The sequence below is a fragment of the Pseudomonas sp. 2995-3 genome (assembly GCF_002742565.1).
Lineage (GTDB): Bacteria > Pseudomonadota > Gammaproteobacteria > Pseudomonadales > Pseudomonadaceae > Aquipseudomonas > Aquipseudomonas edaphica.
Window position 1 is genome coordinate 194196 of the sequence record NZ_LJSB01000314.1, and the last position, 20240, is coordinate 214435.

General features: G+C 60.4%; 15 protein-coding genes. 4 read left to right on the top strand and 11 right to left on the bottom strand.

Annotated elements, in window-relative coordinates:
• Positions 1-123: 123 nt before the first annotated feature.
• Together AOA62_RS26825 and oadA are read left to right on the top strand one after the other, a co-directional pair.
• Positions 124-1539, top strand: a complete 1416-nt coding sequence (locus AOA62_RS26825) for an acetyl-CoA carboxylase biotin carboxylase subunit (protein ID WP_003213442.1) — start codon at positions 124-126, stop codon at positions 1537-1539.
• Between the two features lie 11 nt (positions 1540-1550).
• Positions 1551-3359: a sodium-extruding oxaloacetate decarboxylase subunit alpha gene (oadA, locus tag AOA62_RS26830; RefSeq protein WP_017135777.1), complete on the top strand. Its 1809-nt coding sequence runs from the start codon at positions 1551-1553 to the stop codon at positions 3357-3359.
• Positions 3360-3441: 82 nt separating this feature from the next.
• On the opposite strand, the gene AOA62_RS26835 is transcribed toward oadA, so the two are convergent.
• The 3 genes from AOA62_RS26835 to AOA62_RS26845 all read right to left on the bottom strand — a co-directional run bounded on the left by AOA62_RS26835 (position 3442) and on the right by AOA62_RS26845 (position 6529).
• On the bottom strand, positions 3442-4713 hold the full coding sequence (locus AOA62_RS26835; protein WP_017135778.1) for an autotransporter domain-containing protein: 1272 nt from the start codon (positions 4711-4713) through the stop codon (positions 3442-3444).
• 167 nt (positions 4714-4880) lie between these two features.
• Positions 4881-5711 carry an amino acid ABC transporter permease gene (locus tag AOA62_RS26840; RefSeq protein ID WP_099550229.1) on the bottom strand — a complete coding sequence of 277 codons (831 nt, stop codon included), beginning with the start codon at positions 5709-5711 and terminating at the stop codon, positions 4881-4883.
• Positions 5708-6529, bottom strand: coding sequence for an ABC transporter substrate-binding protein (locus AOA62_RS26845; protein ID WP_099550230.1), 822 nt, complete (start codon positions 6527-6529; stop codon positions 5708-5710). Before AOA62_RS26845 ends, AOA62_RS26840 begins: the two co-directional genes overlap by 4 nt.
• Before the next feature lie 112 nt (positions 6530-6641).
• On the opposite strand from AOA62_RS26845, the gene AOA62_RS26850 reads away from it, so the two are divergent.
• Positions 6642-7541 carry a homocysteine S-methyltransferase family protein gene (locus AOA62_RS26850; RefSeq protein WP_017135781.1) on the top strand — a complete coding sequence of 300 codons (900 nt, stop codon included), beginning with the start codon at positions 6642-6644 and terminating at the stop codon, positions 7539-7541.
• Between the two features lie 3 nt (positions 7542-7544).
• On the opposite strand, the gene AOA62_RS26855 is transcribed toward AOA62_RS26850, so the two are convergent.
• The 3 genes from AOA62_RS26855 to AOA62_RS26865 are packed head-to-tail and all read right to left on the bottom strand — an operon-like array spanning position 7545 to position 9317.
• Positions 7545-8225, bottom strand: a complete 681-nt coding sequence (locus AOA62_RS26855) for a GNAT family N-acetyltransferase (protein WP_099550231.1) — start codon at positions 8223-8225, stop codon at positions 7545-7547.
• Positions 8226-8235: 10 nt separating this feature from the next.
• Complete coding sequence (locus AOA62_RS26860) at positions 8236-8682, bottom strand: GNAT family N-acetyltransferase (RefSeq protein WP_099550232.1); 447 nt, start codon at positions 8680-8682, stop codon at positions 8236-8238.
• A complete protein-coding gene (locus AOA62_RS26865) occupies positions 8679-9317 on the bottom strand; it encodes an FMN-binding negative transcriptional regulator (protein WP_099550233.1) in 639 nt (212 codons plus the stop codon). The genes AOA62_RS26860 and AOA62_RS26865 overlap by 4 nt, the downstream gene beginning before the upstream one ends.
• Positions 9318-9404: 87 nt before the next feature.
• Between AOA62_RS26865 and AOA62_RS26870 the strand changes: the two genes are divergently transcribed.
• On the top strand, positions 9405-10943 hold the full coding sequence (locus AOA62_RS26870) for a PLP-dependent aminotransferase family protein (RefSeq protein ID WP_099550234.1): 1539 nt from the start codon (positions 9405-9407) through the stop codon (positions 10941-10943).
• Positions 10944-10949: 6 nt separating this feature from the next.
• Here AOA62_RS26870 and AOA62_RS26875 read toward each other — a convergent pair whose 3' ends face one another.
• From AOA62_RS26875 to AOA62_RS26895, 5 genes are all read right to left on the bottom strand, one after another.
• On the bottom strand, positions 10950-15572 hold the full coding sequence (locus AOA62_RS26875; protein WP_099550235.1) for a DUF6543 domain-containing protein: 4623 nt from the start codon (positions 15570-15572) through the stop codon (positions 10950-10952).
• Between the two features lie 371 nt (positions 15573-15943).
• Positions 15944-17035 carry a polyamine ABC transporter substrate-binding protein gene (locus AOA62_RS26880; protein WP_099550236.1) on the bottom strand — a complete coding sequence of 364 codons (1092 nt, stop codon included), beginning with the start codon at positions 17033-17035 and terminating at the stop codon, positions 15944-15946.
• Positions 17032-18066 (bottom strand): histone deacetylase family protein, encoded by a 1035-nt coding sequence (locus AOA62_RS26885; RefSeq protein WP_099550237.1) that lies wholly within the window; start codon positions 18064-18066, stop codon positions 17032-17034. Before AOA62_RS26885 ends, AOA62_RS26880 begins: the two co-directional genes overlap by 4 nt.
• Positions 18067-18198: 132 nt before the next feature.
• The gene (locus tag AOA62_RS26890) at positions 18199-19185 is read right to left on the bottom strand and encodes an AraC family transcriptional regulator (RefSeq protein ID WP_099550238.1); all 987 of its coding nucleotides are present in this window, start codon (positions 19183-19185) and stop codon (positions 18199-18201) included.
• A 50-nt stretch (positions 19186-19235) separates the two neighbouring features.
• Positions 19236-20213, bottom strand: coding sequence for an asparaginase (locus tag AOA62_RS26895; RefSeq protein WP_017135790.1), 978 nt, complete (start codon positions 20211-20213; stop codon positions 19236-19238).
• Between the last annotated feature and the right edge of the window lie 27 nt (positions 20214-20240).

Consider the following 20240-nt stretch of genomic DNA (forward strand, 5'->3'; position numbering starts at 1 on the left):
ATTTTTGTTAATCCTCCGTTGCGCCTAGTGTGTGTCTCGCGACTGTCATGAAACATTTGGTCACGCGCCGACCCGGATCCAACGGGTCGTAGAACGCAGCAATCGGCTCAAGGGAATTTCCAAGTGATAAAAAAGATCCTGATCGCCAACCGTGGTGAAATTGCCGTACGAATCGTGCGTGCCTGCGCCGAGATGGGCATTCGCTCGGTCGCGGTTTACTCGGACGCCGACCGCCACGCGTTGCACGTTAAACGTGCCGACGAAGCCCACAGCATTGGTGCCGAGCCGCTGGCCGGTTACCTGAACCCGCGTAAGCTGGTGAACCTGGCCGTGGAAACCGGTTGTGACGCCTTGCACCCAGGCTACGGGTTCCTGTCGGAAAACGCCGAGCTGGCAGACATTTGCGCCGAACGCGGGATCAAGTTCATCGGCCCGTCGGCCGAAGTGATCCGCCGCATGGGCGACAAGACCGAAGCGCGCCGCAGCATGATCAAGGCCGGTGTGCCGGTCACGCCGGGCACCGAAGGCAACGTGGCTGATATCGCCGAAGCCCTCACCGAAGGCGACCGCATTGGTTACCCGGTGATGCTCAAGGCCACCTCCGGTGGTGGCGGTCGCGGCATCCGTCGCTGCAACAGTCGTGAAGAACTGGAACAAGCCTTCCCACGCGTGATCTCCGAAGCCACCAAGGCCTTCGGTTCGGCGGAAGTGTTCCTGGAAAAATGCATCGTCAATCCCAAGCATATCGAGGCGCAGATTCTCGGTGACAGCTTTGGCAACGTGGTGCATCTGTTCGAGCGCGATTGCTCGATCCAGCGTCGCAACCAGAAGCTCATTGAAATCGCCCCAAGCCCGCAGTTGACGCCTGAACAGCGCGCCTACATCGGTGACCTGTCGGTGCGCGCGGCCAAGGCCGTGGGTTACGAGAACGCTGGCACCGTGGAGTTCCTGCTCGCCGAGGGCGAGGTGTACTTCATGGAAATGAACACCCGCGTGCAGGTGGAACACACCATCACCGAAGAAATCACCGGCATCGATATTGTGCGTGAACAGATCCGCATCGCCTCGGGCCTGCCGCTGTCGGTGAAACAGGAAGACATTCAGCACCGTGGTTTCGCGTTGCAGTTCCGCATCAACGCCGAAGACCCCAAGAACAACTTCCTGCCAAGTTTCGGCAAGATCACCCGTTACTACGCGCCCGGCGGTCCCGGCGTGCGCACCGACACGGCGATCTACACCGGCTACACCATCCCGCCGTTCTACGACTCCATGTGCCTGAAACTGGTGGTGTGGGCGTTGACTTGGGAAGAAGCCATGGACCGCGGCCTGCGTGCCCTGGACGACATGCGCCTGCAAGGCGTGAAGACCACCGCCGCCTACTACCAGGAAATCCTGCGCAACCCGGAATTCCGCAGCGGCCAGTTCAACACCAGTTTCGTGGAAAGCCACCCTGAGCTGACCAACTACTCGATCAAGCGCAAACCCGAAGAGCTGGCCCTGGCCATCGCCGCCGCCATCGCCGCCCACGCAGGCCTGTGAGGAATACAACAATGTCCAAGAAAATATTCGTAACCGACACCATCCTGCGCGACGCACACCAATCGTTGCTGGCGACCCGCATGCGCACCGACGATATGCTGCCGATCTGCGACAAGCTCGATAAAGTCGGCTACTGGTCCCTGGAAGTCTGGGGTGGCGCGACCTTCGACGCTTGCGTGCGCTTTTTGAAAGAAGACCCGTGGGAGCGCCTGCGCAAACTGCGCGCCGCGTTGCCTAACACACGCCTGCAAATGCTGCTGCGTGGCCAGAACCTGCTGGGCTACCGCCACTACAGCGACGACGTGGTCAAGGCCTTCGTCGCCAAGGCTGCAGTGAATGGCATCGACGTGTTCCGCATTTTCGACGCCATGAACGACGTGCGTAACCTGCGTGTGGCTATCGAAGCGGTCAAAGCTGCCGGCAAGCATGCCCAGGGCACCATCGCCTACACCACCAGCCCGGTGCACACCATTGACGCTTTTGTGGCCCAAGCCAAGCAAATGGAAGCCATGGGTTGCGACTCGGTAGCGATCAAGGACATGGCCGGGCTGCTGACTCCGTACGCCACCGGCGAACTGGTCAAGGCATTGAAAGCCGAGCAAAGCCTGCCGATCTTTATCCACTCGCATGACACCGCCGGCCTGGCTGCTATGTGCCAACTGAAGGCGATCGAAAACGGTGCCGACCATATCGACACCGCCATTTCCAGTTTCGCTTGGGGCACCAGCCACCCGGGCACCGAGTCGATGGTCGCCGCCCTTAAAGGCAGCGAATTCGACACTGGCCTGAGCCTGGAACTGCTGCAGGAAATTGGCCTGTACTTCTACGCCGTGCGCAAGAAGTACCACCAGTTCGAAAGCGAATTCACTGCCGTCGACACCCGCGTGCAAGTCAACCAGGTGCCGGGCGGGATGATTTCCAACCTGGCCAACCAGTTGAAAGAGCAGGGCGCACTCAACCGCATGAGCGAAGTGCTGGCCGAAATCCCGCGTGTGCGTGAAGACCTAGGCTTCCCGCCGCTGGTCACGCCGACCTCGCAGATCGTCGGCACCCAGGCGTTCTTCAACGTGCTGGCCGGCGAGCGCTACAAAACCATCACCAACGAAGTGAAGCTCTACCTGCAAGGCGGCTACGGCAAGGCGCCGGGCACCGTGAACGAGAAGCTGCGTCGCCAGGCCATTGGCAGCGAAGAGGTGATCGACCACCGCCCAGCCGACCTGCTCAAGCCGGAGATGACCAAGTTGCGTGGCGAAATCGGCGCATTGGCCAAGTCCGAAGAAGACGTGCTGACCTACGCCATGTTCCCGGATATCGGGCGCAAGTTCCTCGAAGAGCGCGACGCCGGCACCCTGGCGCCTGAAGTGCTGTTGCCGATCCCTGAAGCCGGCGGCGTGGCGCGTGCCGGTGGTGAAGGCGTGCCGACCGAGTTCGTCATCGACGTGCACGGCGAAAGCTACCGCGTGGATATCACCGGTGTTGGCGTGAAAGCCGAGGGCAAACGGCACTTCTACCTGTCCATCGACGGCATGCCCGAAGAAGTGGTGTTCGAACCGCTCAATGAGTTTGTCAGCAGTGGCGGCAGCAAGCGCAAGCACGCGACCGAGCCGGGCCATGTCAGCACGGCGATGCCGGGCAACATCGTCGACGTATTGGTCAAGGAAGGCGACGTGGTCAAAGCGGGCCAGGCCGTGCTGATTACCGAAGCCATGAAGATGGAAACCGAAGTGCAGGCAGCGATTGCCGGCAAGGTAACTGCCGTTCACGTGGCCAAGGGCGACCGGGTCAACCCTGGCGAAATCCTGATTGAAATCGAAGGCTGACCCAGCCTTCGACACTACCGCTTAATCCTCGGGGGGGCAGGTGCTCCCCTTTTTTTTGCCTGAAATTTACCGATCGGCGCGGTTAAAAACTCATCTTCCACTCCCCCGTCAGGCCCTGGCTGCGGCTGTGGGTACCGGCATGGGCACTGTAGGTCAGGCCCACGCTGTGTTCGGTGGACAAGGCGAGGTCCAGGCCAGCTTGCATATCGAGGCTATTGCGGTCCAACGAGGTACCGGTGATGGTGAAACTGTCGATGATTCCCGGTGCGGCGCGAGTGGATTGGCGCACTTGGCTGTCGACTTCGCCGTAAAGATGCTTCCAACTGGTACTCACGTGGGGTGTGAGGCTCATCCGATTGTCGAACCGGTACACCGTGGCCAGCCGCAGGCCAAAGGTGCTGTTCAGGTTTTGCTGGGTTTGTGAGCCGACGTTCAGCGCGGTCACGCCGCCCTTTTCTTTAAAGCTGTCACGGTGGTAGCGCTGATAGCCCAGGCCTGCGAAGGGCTCTACCTGTACGTCGGCACTGCCCAATTGGTAGCCCAGCTCGGAAAACACTGTTTGGCTTTGAGCGTTGTAGTTGCCCTGGAGTTGCTCCTTGAAACCGAGCAAGTTGACGTCACGTTTGTTCTTGCCCGCGTGATCGCTGTAGAACGCCCCCATGCGCAGGGCCAATGGGCCGTCCTGGCGCACGGCATAACCGCCAAGGTGCAAGCTGTCGAGTTCGCCTTTGAAACGTTGAGCTTGAAGCTCGCTGGTGGACTTGGCGCCCATAACACCGACTCGCCACGCGTCACCCACGGCCCAATCGGCGCCCAGCATCAGGCCTTTGGTGCCCTGTTTGAGCCCGTCGCTGCCGCCTTGTTTGTCGAGCTTGCCGCCGTTGCCCAGGCCTTGCACCCACAAATGGCCATCGCCATGACTGGGCAGCGTGCGCAGGGTTGCGAGCAATGAGTCGCTGATGTGCGCGGTGGCGTTTTGGGTCGCGCCAGCCAAGTTGGCATTTTGGCTGCCTGCCAGTTGCTCGAATGCGGCACCCAGGCCGCCTGGTTGTTGGGACAGTGCGTCAGCGGCTTTTTGCAGGCCTTTGATTTCTTCCGAGGTCAGGTCGCCGGCTTGCAGTGCACGTTGCAAAGCCGGTTTAAGCACTGCAGCCAGTTGCTGGCCGTTGTGAGTCGTCGCCTGGTCGAAGTAGCTGTCGATGGGCACGATTGGAGCCGGTGGCTGGTATTGCCAACGGTCATTGGAAAGATCCAGCTCGAATTGAAAAGGTGCAGCTGCGAAGGCAAACGGAGTACTGGCTACGCCAACAGCCAGGCTGATAGCGCGTGCAAGGTTTAGGACGGAGAAGGGCATGAAGTCATAGCCTCTGGTGAATGAGGCCGGGAATTTAGCGAGATGGCGGGGCGATAACTGTCAGGCTATCGACCCCTGATTTGCGGGAGTTGTCTCTACTGCGGTGCGATTAAAGCCGCATTTGCCTTAGGCTCGTCAGCGCGTGGTTGAGGCTGTTGCCCTAGGCATCACCCCCGCTGCACATAGCCTTTGCCGTAGTGACGCTCCAGGCGCGCCTGGATCAGTTCCAGCCCGAGGGACATCACCCAGTAAATGATCGCGGCGGTCGTGAGCATTTCGATGTATCGATAACTTGATCGCCCGTACGACTGCGCCAGGAACATCACTTCCCACACGCCCATTACCGAGATCAGGGACGAGTCTTTGAGCATGGAGATGAACTGGTTGGTGGCGGGCGGCACGATGGTGCGCATGGCCTGGGGCAGGGTGACGTGCCAGAAGATCGCGCTGTCACGCATGCCCAGGGCCAGGGCGGCTTCTCGTTGGCCGTGGGGAACACCGAGGATGCCTGCGCGGAAGATTTCGCTCAGGTAGGCGCCGTAATTCAGTGAGAGCGCGATGATCCCGGCGACGATGGCGCCTGGTACCAGGCCCAGTTGGGGCAGGCCCAGATAAATCAGCAGGATCTGGATCAACAACGGCGTGCCGCGAAAGAACGAGGCGTAAAAACTCGCAATGCCAAAGGCCACGGCGCTTTTCGACAGGCGCCCCAGCGCGGTGATAAAACCCAGCACCGACGACGCGACTATCGAGCAAAGGCACAGAAACAGCGTCAGCGCTGCGCCTTGCAAAAACCCGTTCGGCGCCAAGTGCACGCCGACCAGGTTGGGCAGTTTGTCGAGGATGATCGAGAACTTCAGGTCAAAGCTCAGGAAGAAGCTGGCGAACAGGCAAAACAGCGCCGCCCACGTCAGGTACAACCGCGTACGAAAGCCAAAGAGTCGCTGTAGCCGCGATGCGTTCACCGGCGGCTTGGGAGGTGTCGGGAAGGCGGTCATTTGCTGATATCGGCGCCGATCCATTTTTGCGACAGCTTGCTCAAGGTGCCGTCCTGTTTCAACTGCGCGAACACTTCACGCACCTTGGCATCCCACTGCGGGTCACCTTTCTCGATGGCCACCGAATTGGGCTCGGCATACAGCGACTCACCGGCGAGCTTGAAGCGCTTGTCCTGATTCAGGCGCGGTTGGGCAGTGACCAGGTTGGTGAGGATCGCATCCAGGCGGACACCGGCGCCCAGGCCCAGGTCCTGGAAGGCGACGTTATCGGTGTCGTACGGGGCGATCTGCACATCCTCGAACGGGTACTGAAGTTGCGTATCTTCGGCGCCTTCGATCACCAGGTTCTTGTTCAGGTAGCTTTCATAGCTGGACGCGCTGGTGAGGCCGACTTTCTTGCCGCTGAGGTCTTTGGCGCCATGGATGCGCTCATCCTTGGCATTCACAACGATCACCGCAGGCGAGGCGTAGTACTCCACCGGGAAATCAAACACCTCGGCGCGGGCTTTGCTCGGGGTCATGGAGCAGATGCAAATATCGTAGCGGCCGCTCCAGCGACCTGCGGCAATCACATCCCAGGACGGCGTTTCCAGACGCAGCTTCACACCTAACTTCTGCGCGACTGCCTTGGCCACGTCGACGTCAAACCCATCGAGTTGGTTCTGCTCGTTGAGAAACGAGAACGGCGGGTAGCTTTCCATCAGCACGCCCACCAGTTCTTTCTTTTGCTCAACCCGGTCCAGGGTTGCACCGCCAAAGGCTTGGGTAGAGGCAGCCAGCATCGTCAGGCCCAGGGCCAGCAGCGGTTTAAGTTTCACAATCGACACCTGAATAAAAAAGGGTTGTTATTAACCAGACGGTACGCATTAAATAGTTATAAGAACGACTCTCATAGTGAGTTATTTTCATAAGCTTATGAGTAAAAAGCATATGGGCACAGTAAGCGCAGTAATTCTCGATGGTGGCATGGGCCGTGAACTGCAACGCCGGGGCGCGCCGTTTCGGCAGCCGGAGTGGTCGGCATTGGCGTTGAGCGAAGCGCCGCAGGCGGTAGAGGCGGTGCACACGGCTTATATCCAGAGCGGTGCCAACGTCATCACCACCAACAGCTACGCGGTTGTGCCGTTTCATATTGGCGAAGCGCGGTTTGCTGCCGAAGGCCAGGCGCTTGCGGCGTTGGCCGGTGAATTGGCGCGACGTGCGGTACAGGCTTCAAGCCAGACGGTGCGTGTGGCAGGCTCATTGCCGCCGCTGTTCGGCTCCTACCGGCCCGATTTGTTCGAGGCCGGCCGAGTCAGCGAACTGCTGACGCCACTGGTGAATGGCCTGGCGCCCCATGTCGACCTATGGTTGGCGGAAACCCAGAGTTCAATCGTTGAGGCACGGGCAATCCACGCCGGCCTGCCGCAGGACGGAAAACCGTTCTGGCTGTCGTTTACCTTGAAGGATGAAGACACCGATGAGGTGCCACGCCTGCGTTCTGGCGAACCGGTGGCAGACGCGGCTGAAGCGGCTGCGCAACTTGGTGTGGCGGTGCTGCTGTTCAATTGCAGCCAGCCGGAGGTGATTGGCGCAGCCATTGATACCGCGCGCCAAACGTTTGAGCGCCTGGGGGTGAGCATTCAGATCGGCGCCTACGCTAACGCCTTCCCGCCGCAGCCCAAGGAGGCCACCGCGAACGATGGCCTCGACCCCCTGCGTGACGATCTCGACCCACCCGGCTACTTGCACTGGGCCGCCGATTGGCAGGCACGCGGTGCCAGCCATTTAGGCGGTTGCTGCGGGATTGGGCCGGAGCACATTGCGGTGCTCGCCCAGAAGCTGGCCTGAGGCTTAAATCGCCTGGCGGCGACACTCCGCCAGGCCTTTGAGCTGACCAGAACCGGCCTGGTTCGCTTCGGACAACCACTCTTCAAAGCCTGCGCCCACGGTGGGCCATTCCGAATCCAGAATCGAATACCACGCGGTATCGCGATTCTGCCCCTTCACCACCATATGCTGGCGGAACACCCCTTCAAAGCTGAAGCCCAGTCGTTCGGCCGCGTATTTTGAGCGGGCGTTGCCGTTGTTGCACTTCCACTCCAGTCGACGGTAGCCCTGCTCGAACGCGTATTTGGCCAACAAGTACACCGCCTCGGTGCTTTTGGGCGAGCGTTGCATCGGCGCGCCGAAGGTGACGTGGCCGATTTCGATACGGCCGTGGGCCGGGACGATGGACATCAGGCTGAGGATGCCTTGCACATCGCCGCTGACGCGGTCGATCACGCTGAAAAAGTACGGGTCGCTGTTGGTTGCATGGTTGTTGAGCCAGGCATCGAACGTGGCGCGCTCCGGGAAGGGGCCGTAAGGCAAATAGTCCCAGAGTTTCGGATCGGCGCCCGGGCCTTCGAGGGCGCTGAACAGGCCGTCGGCATGCCGCGCCGGGTCGAGTTTTTCCAGACGGATAAAACGCCCTTCAAGCAGTTGAACCGTGGGCGCCGGGACGCCTTTCCAGTCGGCGGGTGAGATAGGCATGCTGCGCTCCTTAAAGACCTTTGCGAAATTGAATGAAACCCGGGCGTTCGGCGATGCGTTCGTACAGCGCAATCGCGGTGGCGTTGGTCTCGTGGGTCAACCAGTGCACCTTGGCACAGTTATCGGCCTTGGCGGTGGCGTAGACAAACTCGATCAACTTACGGCCCACGCCAGTGCCGCGCTGGGCTGGGTCCACCAGCAGATCCTGCAGGTAGCAGGAATTCTCGATGCTCCAGTTGGAGCGATGGTAGATAAAGTTGACCATGCCCACCGCCTTGCCGTCCTGCCAGGCGAGCGCCGAATGGGTCGGCTCGTTGGCATCGATCAGGCGTTGCCAGGTGCTTTGGCTGACGGCGTCCGGCAGTTCGGTTTCGTAGAACTTCAAATACGCCTGCCACAGCGGTAGCCACGCGACGTGGTCGGCGGCTGTTACTTGGCGGATGTCGATCTGACTCATTCTGAAACTCCTTGGGGAATAAAGCGCGCGAGGGTCTGGTCGCGCACATCAAGGCTGGCAGCCAGGCCTTCGCGCACGCCGGCAATATCGGCTGTGCTGCGGTTCTGGCTGAGTTTGCGCTTGCCGAGCAGGCGCTCGACGGGCAGCGCGAAGCCGACGATGGCCTTGAGCATGCCGTCAATGTAGTCGGCCGGGGCGTCGCTGACTTTCCATGGCTGGGCGCGGCTGCCTTCGTGGCGATCGGTGAGGGCGGTGACCACCGCGAGCAGACGCTCGGCGTCGGCAAATACCTCAGCCTTGCCGTAGGCATGCACGGCGATGTAATTCCAGGTGGGCACCACTTTGCCGTGCTCGGCCTTGGCCGGGTAAAACGCCGGGCTGACATAAGCGTCGGCACCGGCAAAAATCACCAAGGCTTCGCTGCCATTTTGCAGGTCACGCCATTGCGGGTTGGCCTTGGCCAAGTGCCCGTAGAGCGTGCCATTCGGGCCTTCATCGGGGTTGAGCAGCAGCGGCAAATGGCTGGCCTGCAGGCCTTGCTCACCAAAGGTCACCAACTGCGCCAGGCGGGTGTGCTGGATCAGTTGCTGCAGTTCAGGCAAATCATTGAGGGCAAAGGCGCGCGGTGTGTACATGGAAATTTTCCTTGGCGAATGCCTGCATCCTAGGCAGGCTAATGGTTCGTTGTAAGAGCCATCTGGCACCAATTTCATAGGTCCAATATGTCGCCCATCGCGCCGCCGCTGTCGTTCAACCCCGCAGGTATCGAGTTGGATCGCCGTCAGGGGCTGACGCGCCAACTCTATGAGGCCCTGCGCCAGCGCGTGCTGGACGGGCGACTGGTCAGCGGCACGCGATTACCCGCCAGTCGTGATTTGGCGGCGGCATTGTCGATTTCCCGAAACAGCGTGGTGCGCGCCTACGATCAGCTGTACGCAGAAGGGTTTATCGAAAGCCGGGTGGGTGACGGCACCTATGTGGCCCAACTGCCCACGGCAAAAAAACTATCCACAAAAGTATCCACAGGGTTTTCAACAGGGTTATCCCCAGCCTTATCCACAAAATGGGCGGATTTACCGGAAGATCTGGACAATGAAGTTATCCATAGGGCGGGCCTGGCACGGGTAAAAAACAACCACCTGGCTCACCCTCCGGCTGGACCGCCTCGGGCATTTCGAGTGGGTGTGCCGGCCTTCGACCTGTTCCCGTTTGATATATGGGCCAAGCTGAATGGGGCGTTCTGGCGCAAGCCGAACCTGGAACTGCTGTGCTATGGCGACCCGGCCGGTGACGATCGTTTGCGCGGTCTGATCGCTGCCTATTTGCGCAGTTCACGTGGCATGCAATGCACGGCTGAGCAAATTGTGATCACCAGTGGCGCACAGCAAGCGATTAGCCTTTGTGCACAGTTGCTGGTGGAGCCTGGGGACGGCGTGGCGGTGGAAAACCCCGGTTATCGCGCCGCCGGCCATGCGTTCGCCTTGGCGGGCGCTCGATTGCATGGCGTACCGGTAGATAGCGAGGGCCTGGATTGCCAGGTGCTCAACGCTCTGCATGATTGCCGTGTGGCCTATGTCACACCTTCCCATCAGTATCCGTTGGGCGTGGTGATGAGCCTGGCCCGGCGTCTGGAGTTGCTGGCCTGGGCCGAGCGTACGGGCGGCTGGATCGTCGAGGATGATTATGACGGAGAGTACCGTTACAGCGGTGCGCCGCTGTCGCCCTTGGCGGCGCTGGATCGCAGTGGCCGCGTGTTATACGTCGGCACCTTCGGCAAGGTGGCGTTCCCGGCATTGCGCCTGGGCTACCTGGTTTTACCACCGGCCCTTGTGCAAGCGTTTACCCGGCGCCGCGCTGTGGACATGCGCCACTCCGAAGTCAGTACTCAGGCGGTGATGGCTGAGTTTATGGCGGCAGGGCATTTCCAGCGCCACATTCGCCGGATGCGCCGCGCTGCGCTGAGCCGGCGCAATGCTTTGTTGGCCGGTTGGCCGGACGGGTTGCCTGGCGTCGGGGCCTTGCCCAGCGTTGCGGCCGGGCTGCATCTGACAGTGCGAGTGGACAGCCTTGCCCGCGAGCAGACGTTGCTCGCTCAGGCCCATGCGGCCAATGTTGAGATCAATGGTTTGAGTAGCTATTGGCTGGCGTGCACAAGCCCACCACCGGACCAGCGCGCAGGCCTGGTGATGGGGTTCGCCGCTGTGCCCGAGGCGGACATCGCACAGGCGCTGGCACGTTTGCGCCAGGCGTGGCAGGCATAAAGACCATCAGCTGTTGAAGAACAGCGACTTGGCCAATTGATCACCGATGCTGCTGCGGTGGATTTCTATCATTTCCCAGTCACTGGGGCCGGTGCGTTGGCGAGAGCCACCAAGGCGCTGTTGTTCACGGGTTTTCAGGTGGCCCTTCTCGAATTTCTCAAGGGCGGCGCCTTTCGTTGCATAGTGAAAGTGCGCGTACCACAGCACAGTGTTGGTCTCTTTATCGCGTACTTCGTACTCGTCCAGATAGCCCTTAGGCGGCCCTTTGACGGCGCGGCGGCTGAAGGTTTTGCCGATCTTTATCAGCCCTTGGCTATGCAGCCACTCCACCCGCGCCGCAGTTGGCGGTTGCTGTTTGAGCATGTCTATGTAGGTTTTTCTACCCAGGCGATAAAGCCGCTGTGCTGCCTCGTTGAGGTTGCGCTTGGTCGAAGCGGCGGAAGTATGACCGCTTTCGGTGAGATTGCGCCGAGTCAGCGCTTGCTCGATATCGTTTGACGCGTCCTCCAGTTGTTTGCCGTAGGCGTCGAACATATCTTGGATGTCCTGGGGCGAATGCCAGGGTTTACGCGAAAAATCCCGGTACTTGCGGGTTTCAGCTCGCTCGCTGTCCAATAGCGATTGCCCGGTGTTGATGCTGGTATCCAGGTCTACAGCGGCAGGCGCTGGCGCTGGCGGGCTGACCTTTTGCTGCTTGACCCAGACGCCTGGGGTTTTTTCATGAAACGTAGCGAGTACCTTGCCCGTCACGGACGCCCTGACATCGACCAGCGTGCTGTCGGCCTCTTGGGGCTGGGCTATTAAAGTGCCGTCGTAGCGTGTCTTGATGACTTTGCGCCGTGGCGCGGGCGGGGCTTTTGAGCTGCCGGGCTTGGGCTCCAGGGCTTTTTTCTCGCGCAGCAGTTGCGCCAGGTCGTGAATAGCCCGCTGGCTGAATTCGCCAATGTGCTGTCGAAAGCTTTCCAGGCGGGGTTTCAGCAGAAACTGCGGGTGCTCGGCATGCATGTCCAGCAGGCGTTGGTCTGCGCTGGAAAATTGCTCAACCAGGCTGTTGAGCACATCAATGCGTTCATCCAGCGTGCCGCTGTCCCGTTTCATGATTTCATTGAAACTCTCGACGTTCAGTTCGGCTGTATCGACGCTCTGGTCCACCTGCTCTCGCAGCGTGGCAGGGATCTGGCTTTGCTCTTCATCGATACACAAGTAGCGACCCAAGCTGATTTCCAGAGATTTGAGCTCAGCGAGGGTGAGCAGTGGCAACTCGCTCAGGGTTTTTTGAATGACCGTTGCGCCGTCATCTCCCAGCACTTTGAGATCGCTGAAACGGTTGTTGATGAACTCCAGGCGCTTGATGATTGCCAGGTTCAAGGTGGACAGGGTTTGTGCGCTTCGCGCCTGGTTTTTATAGTCAATGTCTACTTCGGAGTCGAGGATCAGGGACGAAGCCTTCAAGGCCTCTTTATAGCCCACCAATTGTTGTTCCACGACTACCTGAGTCAGTTGTATTTGCTGTTTCAGGTATTCACTCATGTTGCTCTGATAGGTGGGCACGGCCTCGATGATGCTCAAGGACTTCAACTGACTGATCGCTTCATCGTACGCCGCCAGTCGGTTGTCGACGTTGCCTATGAACGCTGTACGCAGCAGGTCCGTGGAAGGGCCGGGGGCGGCGTCCAGTGCAGGCTTTGCCTTAAGCACGTCCAATTGTTTGCTGGTGGCGACCGCGTCGAAGGCGTTGAGCTGGGTCATGAGTGTTGCCACGCGCTCAGGCTGATCGACCTTGACCGCTCGCCGACGGTGTCGAAGACCTCCACCGCGCAGTCGCAAACGGACATCAACAAACCACTGGCCCGCCAGGTTGCCGATCAACGGCGGGCCCGTACGCAACGGTGCCTTCGGGTCAATGATGATGACACTGTCGTTGTCATCCACCCTTACCTCGAACCAACGCTCACCAACCGGTGCATACCACTTGTCTGCAAGTGGATACAGGTTCAAGTGGCGCCCGGGCGTTTTGTTTTGTTCGCCAAGTTTATCGGGTTTGGCGACGTTGAAGCCGTCAAGTGTCTTGGCCAGGCCCAAGCGGCTATGGCTCAGGGCCCCCAGGATGTGTACCGCGTCTTGATGCTTGGCGGGCAGTTGGCTGTCGGGAATATTTGCTTGTTGCACAGCAGTATATTTTTTCTCGGTGACGGGTGGTTTATCGGCAGTTTCGATCGTTGTTGACTCGGATTCAGTTTCGATCTTCGGCGCCTCGAACTGTTCCAGCGGGCGCGGATGGCGCAGGGCGATGTGCAGGGTCAGAGCCATGCCCAGGTTGAGGAATACATCGACTAACGCTGTCCACGAAGCTTGTTGATCCCCCTTGTTCACAGCCTCCTCGGTGGCTTGCAGGTCGTCCATGATTTGCCAGACCCAGGCGGCAATTCCGACGGTACGGCCCATGAACGGCAGGGCAGCGTTGAAGATTTGCCAGCCAGTGTGTCGAAACGTCGCCCAGCGTTTCTGCACATTGGACACCGACTGACGGTCCGCCAATTCGACCATGGCGGTGGCGTTGGCCTTGAACAGCATTGCCAGGGCGTCATTGCCCACTTCTTCATCGGTCAGGGTCACGGGGCCGCTCATGTACAGCACGGTAAGGGGTTCGACCAGGGCTCGCACCACCGTCCAGGGCGAGGGCAAGGTGTCCGGGAACACATATTGGGCGTAGTTGAAGCTTTGCGCTTGCGGCAGCCAGGCCAGCACCGATTCGCGCAAGGGGCGGTCATGCTTGATGGCGTACAGCAGGTTTTGCCGTGACGGGAATTGCATCAGCATCGGTTCCAGCAACGGGCGATAAAGCAGGCACGGACCGGCGCTGGCGTTCCTTGGACCGATCACGAACATATTGGCGACCACGTCGCGCTCATGGCCGGGGCGCAGGGTGGGCACGAAGACCAGGGCGCGGATAACAATGGGCTGCCCGTCTACATGCCGGTCGTATTCATCGGCGTGCATCACGGCGGCAACGTAGCGGTAGCCGAGTTCATCAATTGCGCCCTGTTGGCGGATTTTCATTTGCAGGGCCAACAGCGGCAGTTGCAGGCGCAGGTGGTTGATGTAGAGCTGCTGGCGGTGACTGGATTGCGCCGGGTCATCGAGCAGTTTCTGTTTGATCAGCACGGGATAGTGCTTGCCGATATCAACGTCTTCGATCAGGTCTTTCAAATAGCTGAAGGTCAGCCAACTGGGGACGCCATCGTCATTGCCGTTGTAGTGCACCGTGGTGTTGCCGGTGGGCAGGCCGGTGAGGTTGTCCAACGCCAGATCGATCAGGCTGCGACGGGTGATGTCCACGCTGCCCGGCACGACGAGCGTGCCCCACACCACCGGGCTTTCGATCACCACCTCGATTTTGTCCAGGTTCAGGCTCGCACCGTCTTTATGCGAGTGGATGCGGCTTTGCAGTTGTGTGCGGGCATAGTCGCGAATGGGGGCAATGCCGTCCCGGAATGTTTCGCCGTGATAATGGGTATGCAGTTGGGCCAGGTCGATCATGTAGCGGCTATAGGCGGCGGTGTCCGAGTCCGATGCCGAAGCGAGCCAGTCGGGCAGTTGATGATGAACGTCTCGGATACTCGAGAGTTGGTGATCGCTCATCTCTTCGATGCTGGGCACAATGCGGGCGACGGTGGCCGGGCTTGCCTGCTCCTCTGCCGGCTCCTCGACAAAGGCCTGGCCGTAACTGCCGATGGCGCGGATTTGTAGTTCGATCAGAGTACAGGCCAGTGTGTCGAAAAAGTTGCCATCGGGTTCATACAAGCGCCATTGCAACGTGGTATCGCGCTTTGGCGCACTCAACCGGGCGGGCAGCGAGGCGCCGAATGTTTCAAGTGACTCAAAGGTTTCGTAACCGCTTACCAGCGAGTGCGTCAGGATCAATGGGCGTTTGTCATGCTCGCCAACCAACACGGCGATGTCCATGAAACTGACGTGGGTGGACTCGCCGTCCCGGAGTAGATCGACATCAACCAGGTAGGCGTGACTCTTGTAGCGATCATTCAACGAGCGTCTGTCCCGGTCGGGTTTCTGGAACACTCCACGGGCCATGGCCGCTTGGTGCTCATCCAGGCCTTGCTCTTCGGTGACGTTCCACACTTTCCTCAGCGAGTTGGAAAACGTCTGCCAGCGTGGTCCGCTGCTACCGTTGGAGGCGTTCCAGAAGTTAAGTTGCTGTTCCTGAAACGCGATGAACAGAAAGTCGGATAACTCATTGATCAAGCGCGCGATGGCATCGATCTTCACCTCAAGGTGCACAGGCGCCGCCGCGTACGGCTGCAAAGTGAGGAAGTGCTCGCCATCGATGTAAGTTACCCGCTCGCGGGACAGCGCTTGATGAGCCAGCACTGAGGTCAGGGATTGGAGAACGGCTGGCGCCGGCTCGACAGTGCTGCCCACGACATTCCAGCGAGGGCTGATCACCATGGCCAGGTCGGGGTCGATATTGAGGGTGGGGTAGAGTTCTTTGAGTGCCGCGCGCAACGTGGTGGCGGCGACCTCGTGGGTGGTGGGCCCGGTGGTTAACTGGGTGAGCAGTTCATAGGTGCTGGGTGGGCGATGATTGTTGTTAAGTAGATCGTTGGGCATGTGTTGCTCCGCTGCAATCGCTAGCCTGGACGGGCGTTGAGGATGTGCAAGGTAGCGATGGCCGTTGCCGGGAGGACGGTAGATAAATAGCGGTGGCGCCGCTAAATCAGATCAGACGCGTTCGCCCGTGAAGGGCCGGTAGAGAGCTGGGTGAGCAGCGCTATCCGTGCATCCGGACGCGGTGTGTTGGTGGGCGTGGTGCTTGAAGCGGAGGCGTTCATGATGAGGCTTCCCTGTCTGGCCGTTTGGTGGAACTAGCCTGAGGTAAAGGCCAGGCGTTCCATGCCAGGGCGCGGCCACACAGAGAGGCGGTGCTTAGATAGGCCCACCTTCACGAGCGCATTTGAAGGCGCCCGTCAAACCAAGGTGCTTCAGGTGCCGGATTTGATCTTGGTCCAGGCCCTTGTTCTGGCGCGTTCGGCTTTGCTGTCCAGAGGTTTAAGGGTGTAGAGCGTGGCCATGGCGGTGTCGGTCGGATACAAGTTGGGATTGTGGCGAATGGCAGGGTCGACGCTCTCGGTAGCGTCCTTGTTCGGATTGGGATAGCCGACAAAGTCACTGATGGGCGCGATCACAGTGGGTTGCAGCAGGTAGTTGATGAAGGTGTAGGCGTCGTCCGGATTTTTAGCGCCTTTGGGGATGGCGAGCATGTCGAACCAGATCGGCGCGCCCTCCTTGGGTAGACGCATGTCCACGGTCACGCCATTTTTGGCTTCTTTGGCACGGTTGGCGGCCTGGGAGAAACTGCCTGAATAACCCACCGCCACACAAATATCACCGTTGGCGATATCGGCCATGTACTTGGAGGAGTGAAAGTAGGTGATGTAGGGGCGGATCTTCATCAGCAGCGCTTCGGCCTTGTCGTAGTCCTTGGGATTGCTGCTGTTGGGGTCCAGGCCCAGGTGCTGCAAGGCCAGTGGCAGGATCTCGGAGGGCGAGTCCAACAGCGCCACACCACATTGCTTGAGCTTGCTGATGTTCTCTTCCTTGAAGATCAGATCCCAACTGTCTACCGGCGCATTGTCGCCCAGGGCGGCCTTGACCTTGGCCGGGTTGAAGCCAATGAGGATGGTGCCGTACATGTAAGGCACGGCGAATTTATTGCCGGGGTCGTTGGCTTCGATCAGCTTCATCAGCTTGGGGTCGAGGTGGTTCCAGTTTGGTAGCTTGCTGCGGTCCAGCGGCTGGAACACGCCGGCTTCGATCTGCTTGGCCAGGAACACGTTGGACGGTACCACCACGTCATAGCCGGAATTGCCGGTGAGCAATTTGGCTTCCAGCGCTTCGTTGGTGTCGAAGATGTCGTAGACCAATTTGATCTTGGGGTTCTGCGCCTTGAAGTCTTCCAGGGCTTTGGGCGTGATGTAGTCGAACCAGTTGTAGACCTTGAGGGTTTTCTCTTCGGCGTGGGCCGCGCCACCGATGACGGCGGCGCAGAGGACGAGTGACTTGAGCCTGTTCATTGGGCTGCTCCTTCAAAACCTTCGAGGACGTTGACGGCGTTGATGCCGATTTCTTCCACTGCGTAGCCGCCTTCCATCACAAACAGCGTGGGCTTGCCCAGCCGGGCGATGCGCGCGCCCATGGCCAGGTAGTCCGGGCTGTCGAGCTTGAACTGCGAGATAGGGTCGTCCTTGAACGTGTCCACGCCCAGGGACACGACGATGATGTCCGCGCCGTAGCGCTCGATCTGGGCGCAGGCTTCTTCCAATGCGGCACTCCAGGCTGCCCAACCGGAACCGGCCGGCAGTGGATAGTTGAAGTTGAAGCCTTCGCCTTCACCTTCGCCCAGCTCGTCGGCATAGCCCAGGAAGAACGGAAACTCTGCTTCCGGATGGCCATGAATCGAGGTGAACAACACGTCGCTGCGTGCGTAAAAAATCGACTGGGTGCCGTTGCCGTGGTGGTAATCCACATCCAGGATCGCGACGCGCTTGTGGCCCTGGTCGAGGAAGGCCTGGGCGGCAATGGCGGCGTTGTTGAGGTAGCAATAACCGCCCATCAAATCGCCCGCAGCATGATGCCCAGGTGGGCGGCACAGGGCGAATGCACTCTGGGCGCCGTTCTGGATGGCCTGCTGCGCCGTGAGGGCCACTTGCGCCGCGCTGTAGGCCGCTTGCCAGGTGCCGGCGGTAATTGGCGCGCCGCCGTCGAAACTGTAATAGCCCAACTGGCCATGCAGGCTTGTGGGGATTACCCGGCGCAGCGTGCGCGCGGGCCAGGTGTAGGGCAGCAAGTCGCCCTCCTGGCCGTACTCGGTCCAGCGCTGCCAGGCGCCTTGGAAGAAGTCGAGGTAGTCGTGGCTGTGGATACGCTGCAGCGGTGCCAGGCCGAAATCCTGCGGCGCGTGTACCGGGCCCAGTTCGCGGTCTTTGACCCGTTGCAACACGTGGTCGGCGCGCGAGGGCATTTCAAAGCAGGGCATCAGTTGCCCGTCCATCAATTCACAGCGGCCATGGTGCAGGTGGTGATCGTCCGAGTAGATCGTCAGCATTTGTTGTTCTCCGCAGGCTGTATCGGTGGGTCCAGTCTTGCGGCGGGCGTGCTTTAAGAGAACGGCAGGAGCGGCCAAAAGGGGATAATTATGGCCAAATTATCTGTCCTGAATTCGCCCCTCAATGAAGCATCATGCGCGAAATTGGCTCGGCGCCACGCCACTCCAACGCACAAAGGCATGCCTGAAACTTGCCGTTTCGCTGAAGCCCAGTGCCTCGGCAATCCGGTAAATCGGCCAGTGGTCCTCAGCCAGCAGTTGCTTGGCGCGCTCGAAACGCAGCTCGTCCAGCAGCTCCTGGTAGCTGCAGCCCAGGTCATGCAGATGCCGGCGCAGGGTGCGTGCCGAACAGTTCATCTGCTCGGCCAAGCCCTCCAGGCCCGGCGCGGCGTTGAGCTGTGCGGCGAGCAGCTGGCGAATTCTGCCGAGCCAGGCCTGGCGCCCGGTGAACTCCAGGTTTTGTTTGCGGCAACGCTCGGCCATCGCCTGGTGAGTAATGGCGTCGGCCAGGGGCAGCGGCTGGTCCAGCCAGTGTTTGTCGAAGGCAAAGGCATTGGCGGTGGCCTGAAATTGCAGCGTGCAGGGGAAGCGCTCGGCGTAGCGCATGCGATAGTCGGGGGCATCATGTTCAAAGCGCGCAGCCAGTAAGGGCAGAGGCTGGCCGAGCAGGTCGTCGCAGATCACTTTCAATGACGCCAGGCACAGCTCGACGTTGAACATTTCCAGGCTGGGGTTTTCCCGGTAGTCGCCGGCGGTGAACCAGATTCGCTCACCGTCCTCTTCAAGGCTCAACTCGAACAGTGTTCCCAGCAGCGCCGGATACCGCAGGGCCAGTCGCAATGCGTCACCAAAGGTGGCACTGGTGAGCAGGGCGTAACCGAGCATGCCGTAGGCCGACACATGCATTTGTGCGCCCAGCTCCAGGCCGACATCGCGGCGCAGGGCCACGGCATTGGCGCACACGCGCATTTCCTGATTGGTGGTGATGCGCGTGTCGGCCCGGGTCAAGTCCGCCGCACAGATGCCGCTGCCGGCCAGCAGTGCCTCATGGGGCAAACCTTTGAAGGTGTTGAGCACCAGCGAAACAGCATTGAGGGTGGTGAGGTGGGAATGCAGCATGGAAACTTCCAGCCAGGGGATGGCTGGAAGTGGAGCAAGTTACATGCCGGTCAGCTCAGTTCGCCGCACAGGTCCAGTTCCACCAGGCGGCGCACTTCACTGGCCTCAAGCCCGGCGCCGAGCAGGGCATTGAGCTTGCCGAACGCCGCTTCACGGGTCATGCCGCCACCGGACAGCACGCCCACGCCGCGCAGGCGGCTGCCGGCTTCGTACACGTCCAGTTCCACGCCGCCTTCATGGCATTGAGTGATTGCCACGACGGTTACACCCAGTTCCTGCGCACGCTTGAGGCTGGCGAGAAAATCAGGGTTATCGCTCGGCCCGGTGCCGCTGCCGAAGCATTCCAGCACCAGCGCCTGGATGCCGCTGTCGATCAACGCGTTCAGTTGCGCGGCGGCGATGCCCGGCACCAGCGGCAATACGCCGACATTGGCCAAGGCTTTGGGCTGGCGGTAATGCAGGGCGGCCGGGATCATGTCGGCCTGGGCGACGCCGCCATTGCGCTGCAGGGCCGCAAACGGGTGGCGACCGAAGCTGCGGATTTTCGCGCAACGGGTCGGCGCCATCAGCGCGCCGTGGAAGTACAGCTGCACGCCCGGCGCCAGGCCTTCGCCCAGCGCGGTCAACGCGCCGCTGACGTTTTCCCAGGCATCGCTGTCGGGCACGCCGGCCGGCAGCATGGAGCCGGTGAAGACTACCGGCGCCGGCAGGCCCAGCAGTTGAAAGCTCATGGCTGCCGCGCTGTAGGCCAGGGTGTCGGTGCCGTGCAGGATCAGCACCGCATCGCAGCCTGCGTCCACGGCCTCAACCACGGCGCTGCGCAGATGTTGCCAGTAGGTGGGCGTCATGTTGGCGCTGTCGATCAGTGGCGACATCTCTTGAAAGCGCCAGGTGGGCACTGCTGCATCGGCGAGCTGTTCGCGCATGCGCGCCTCAAAACCCGACGCAGGCGCCAGGCCGTTGGCGCTGGCCTGCATGCCAATGGTGCCGCCGGTGTAGAGCACCATCACGTTGTTAGCTGGTTGCATGAAAAATCTCCTGAACGAAAAACGCCG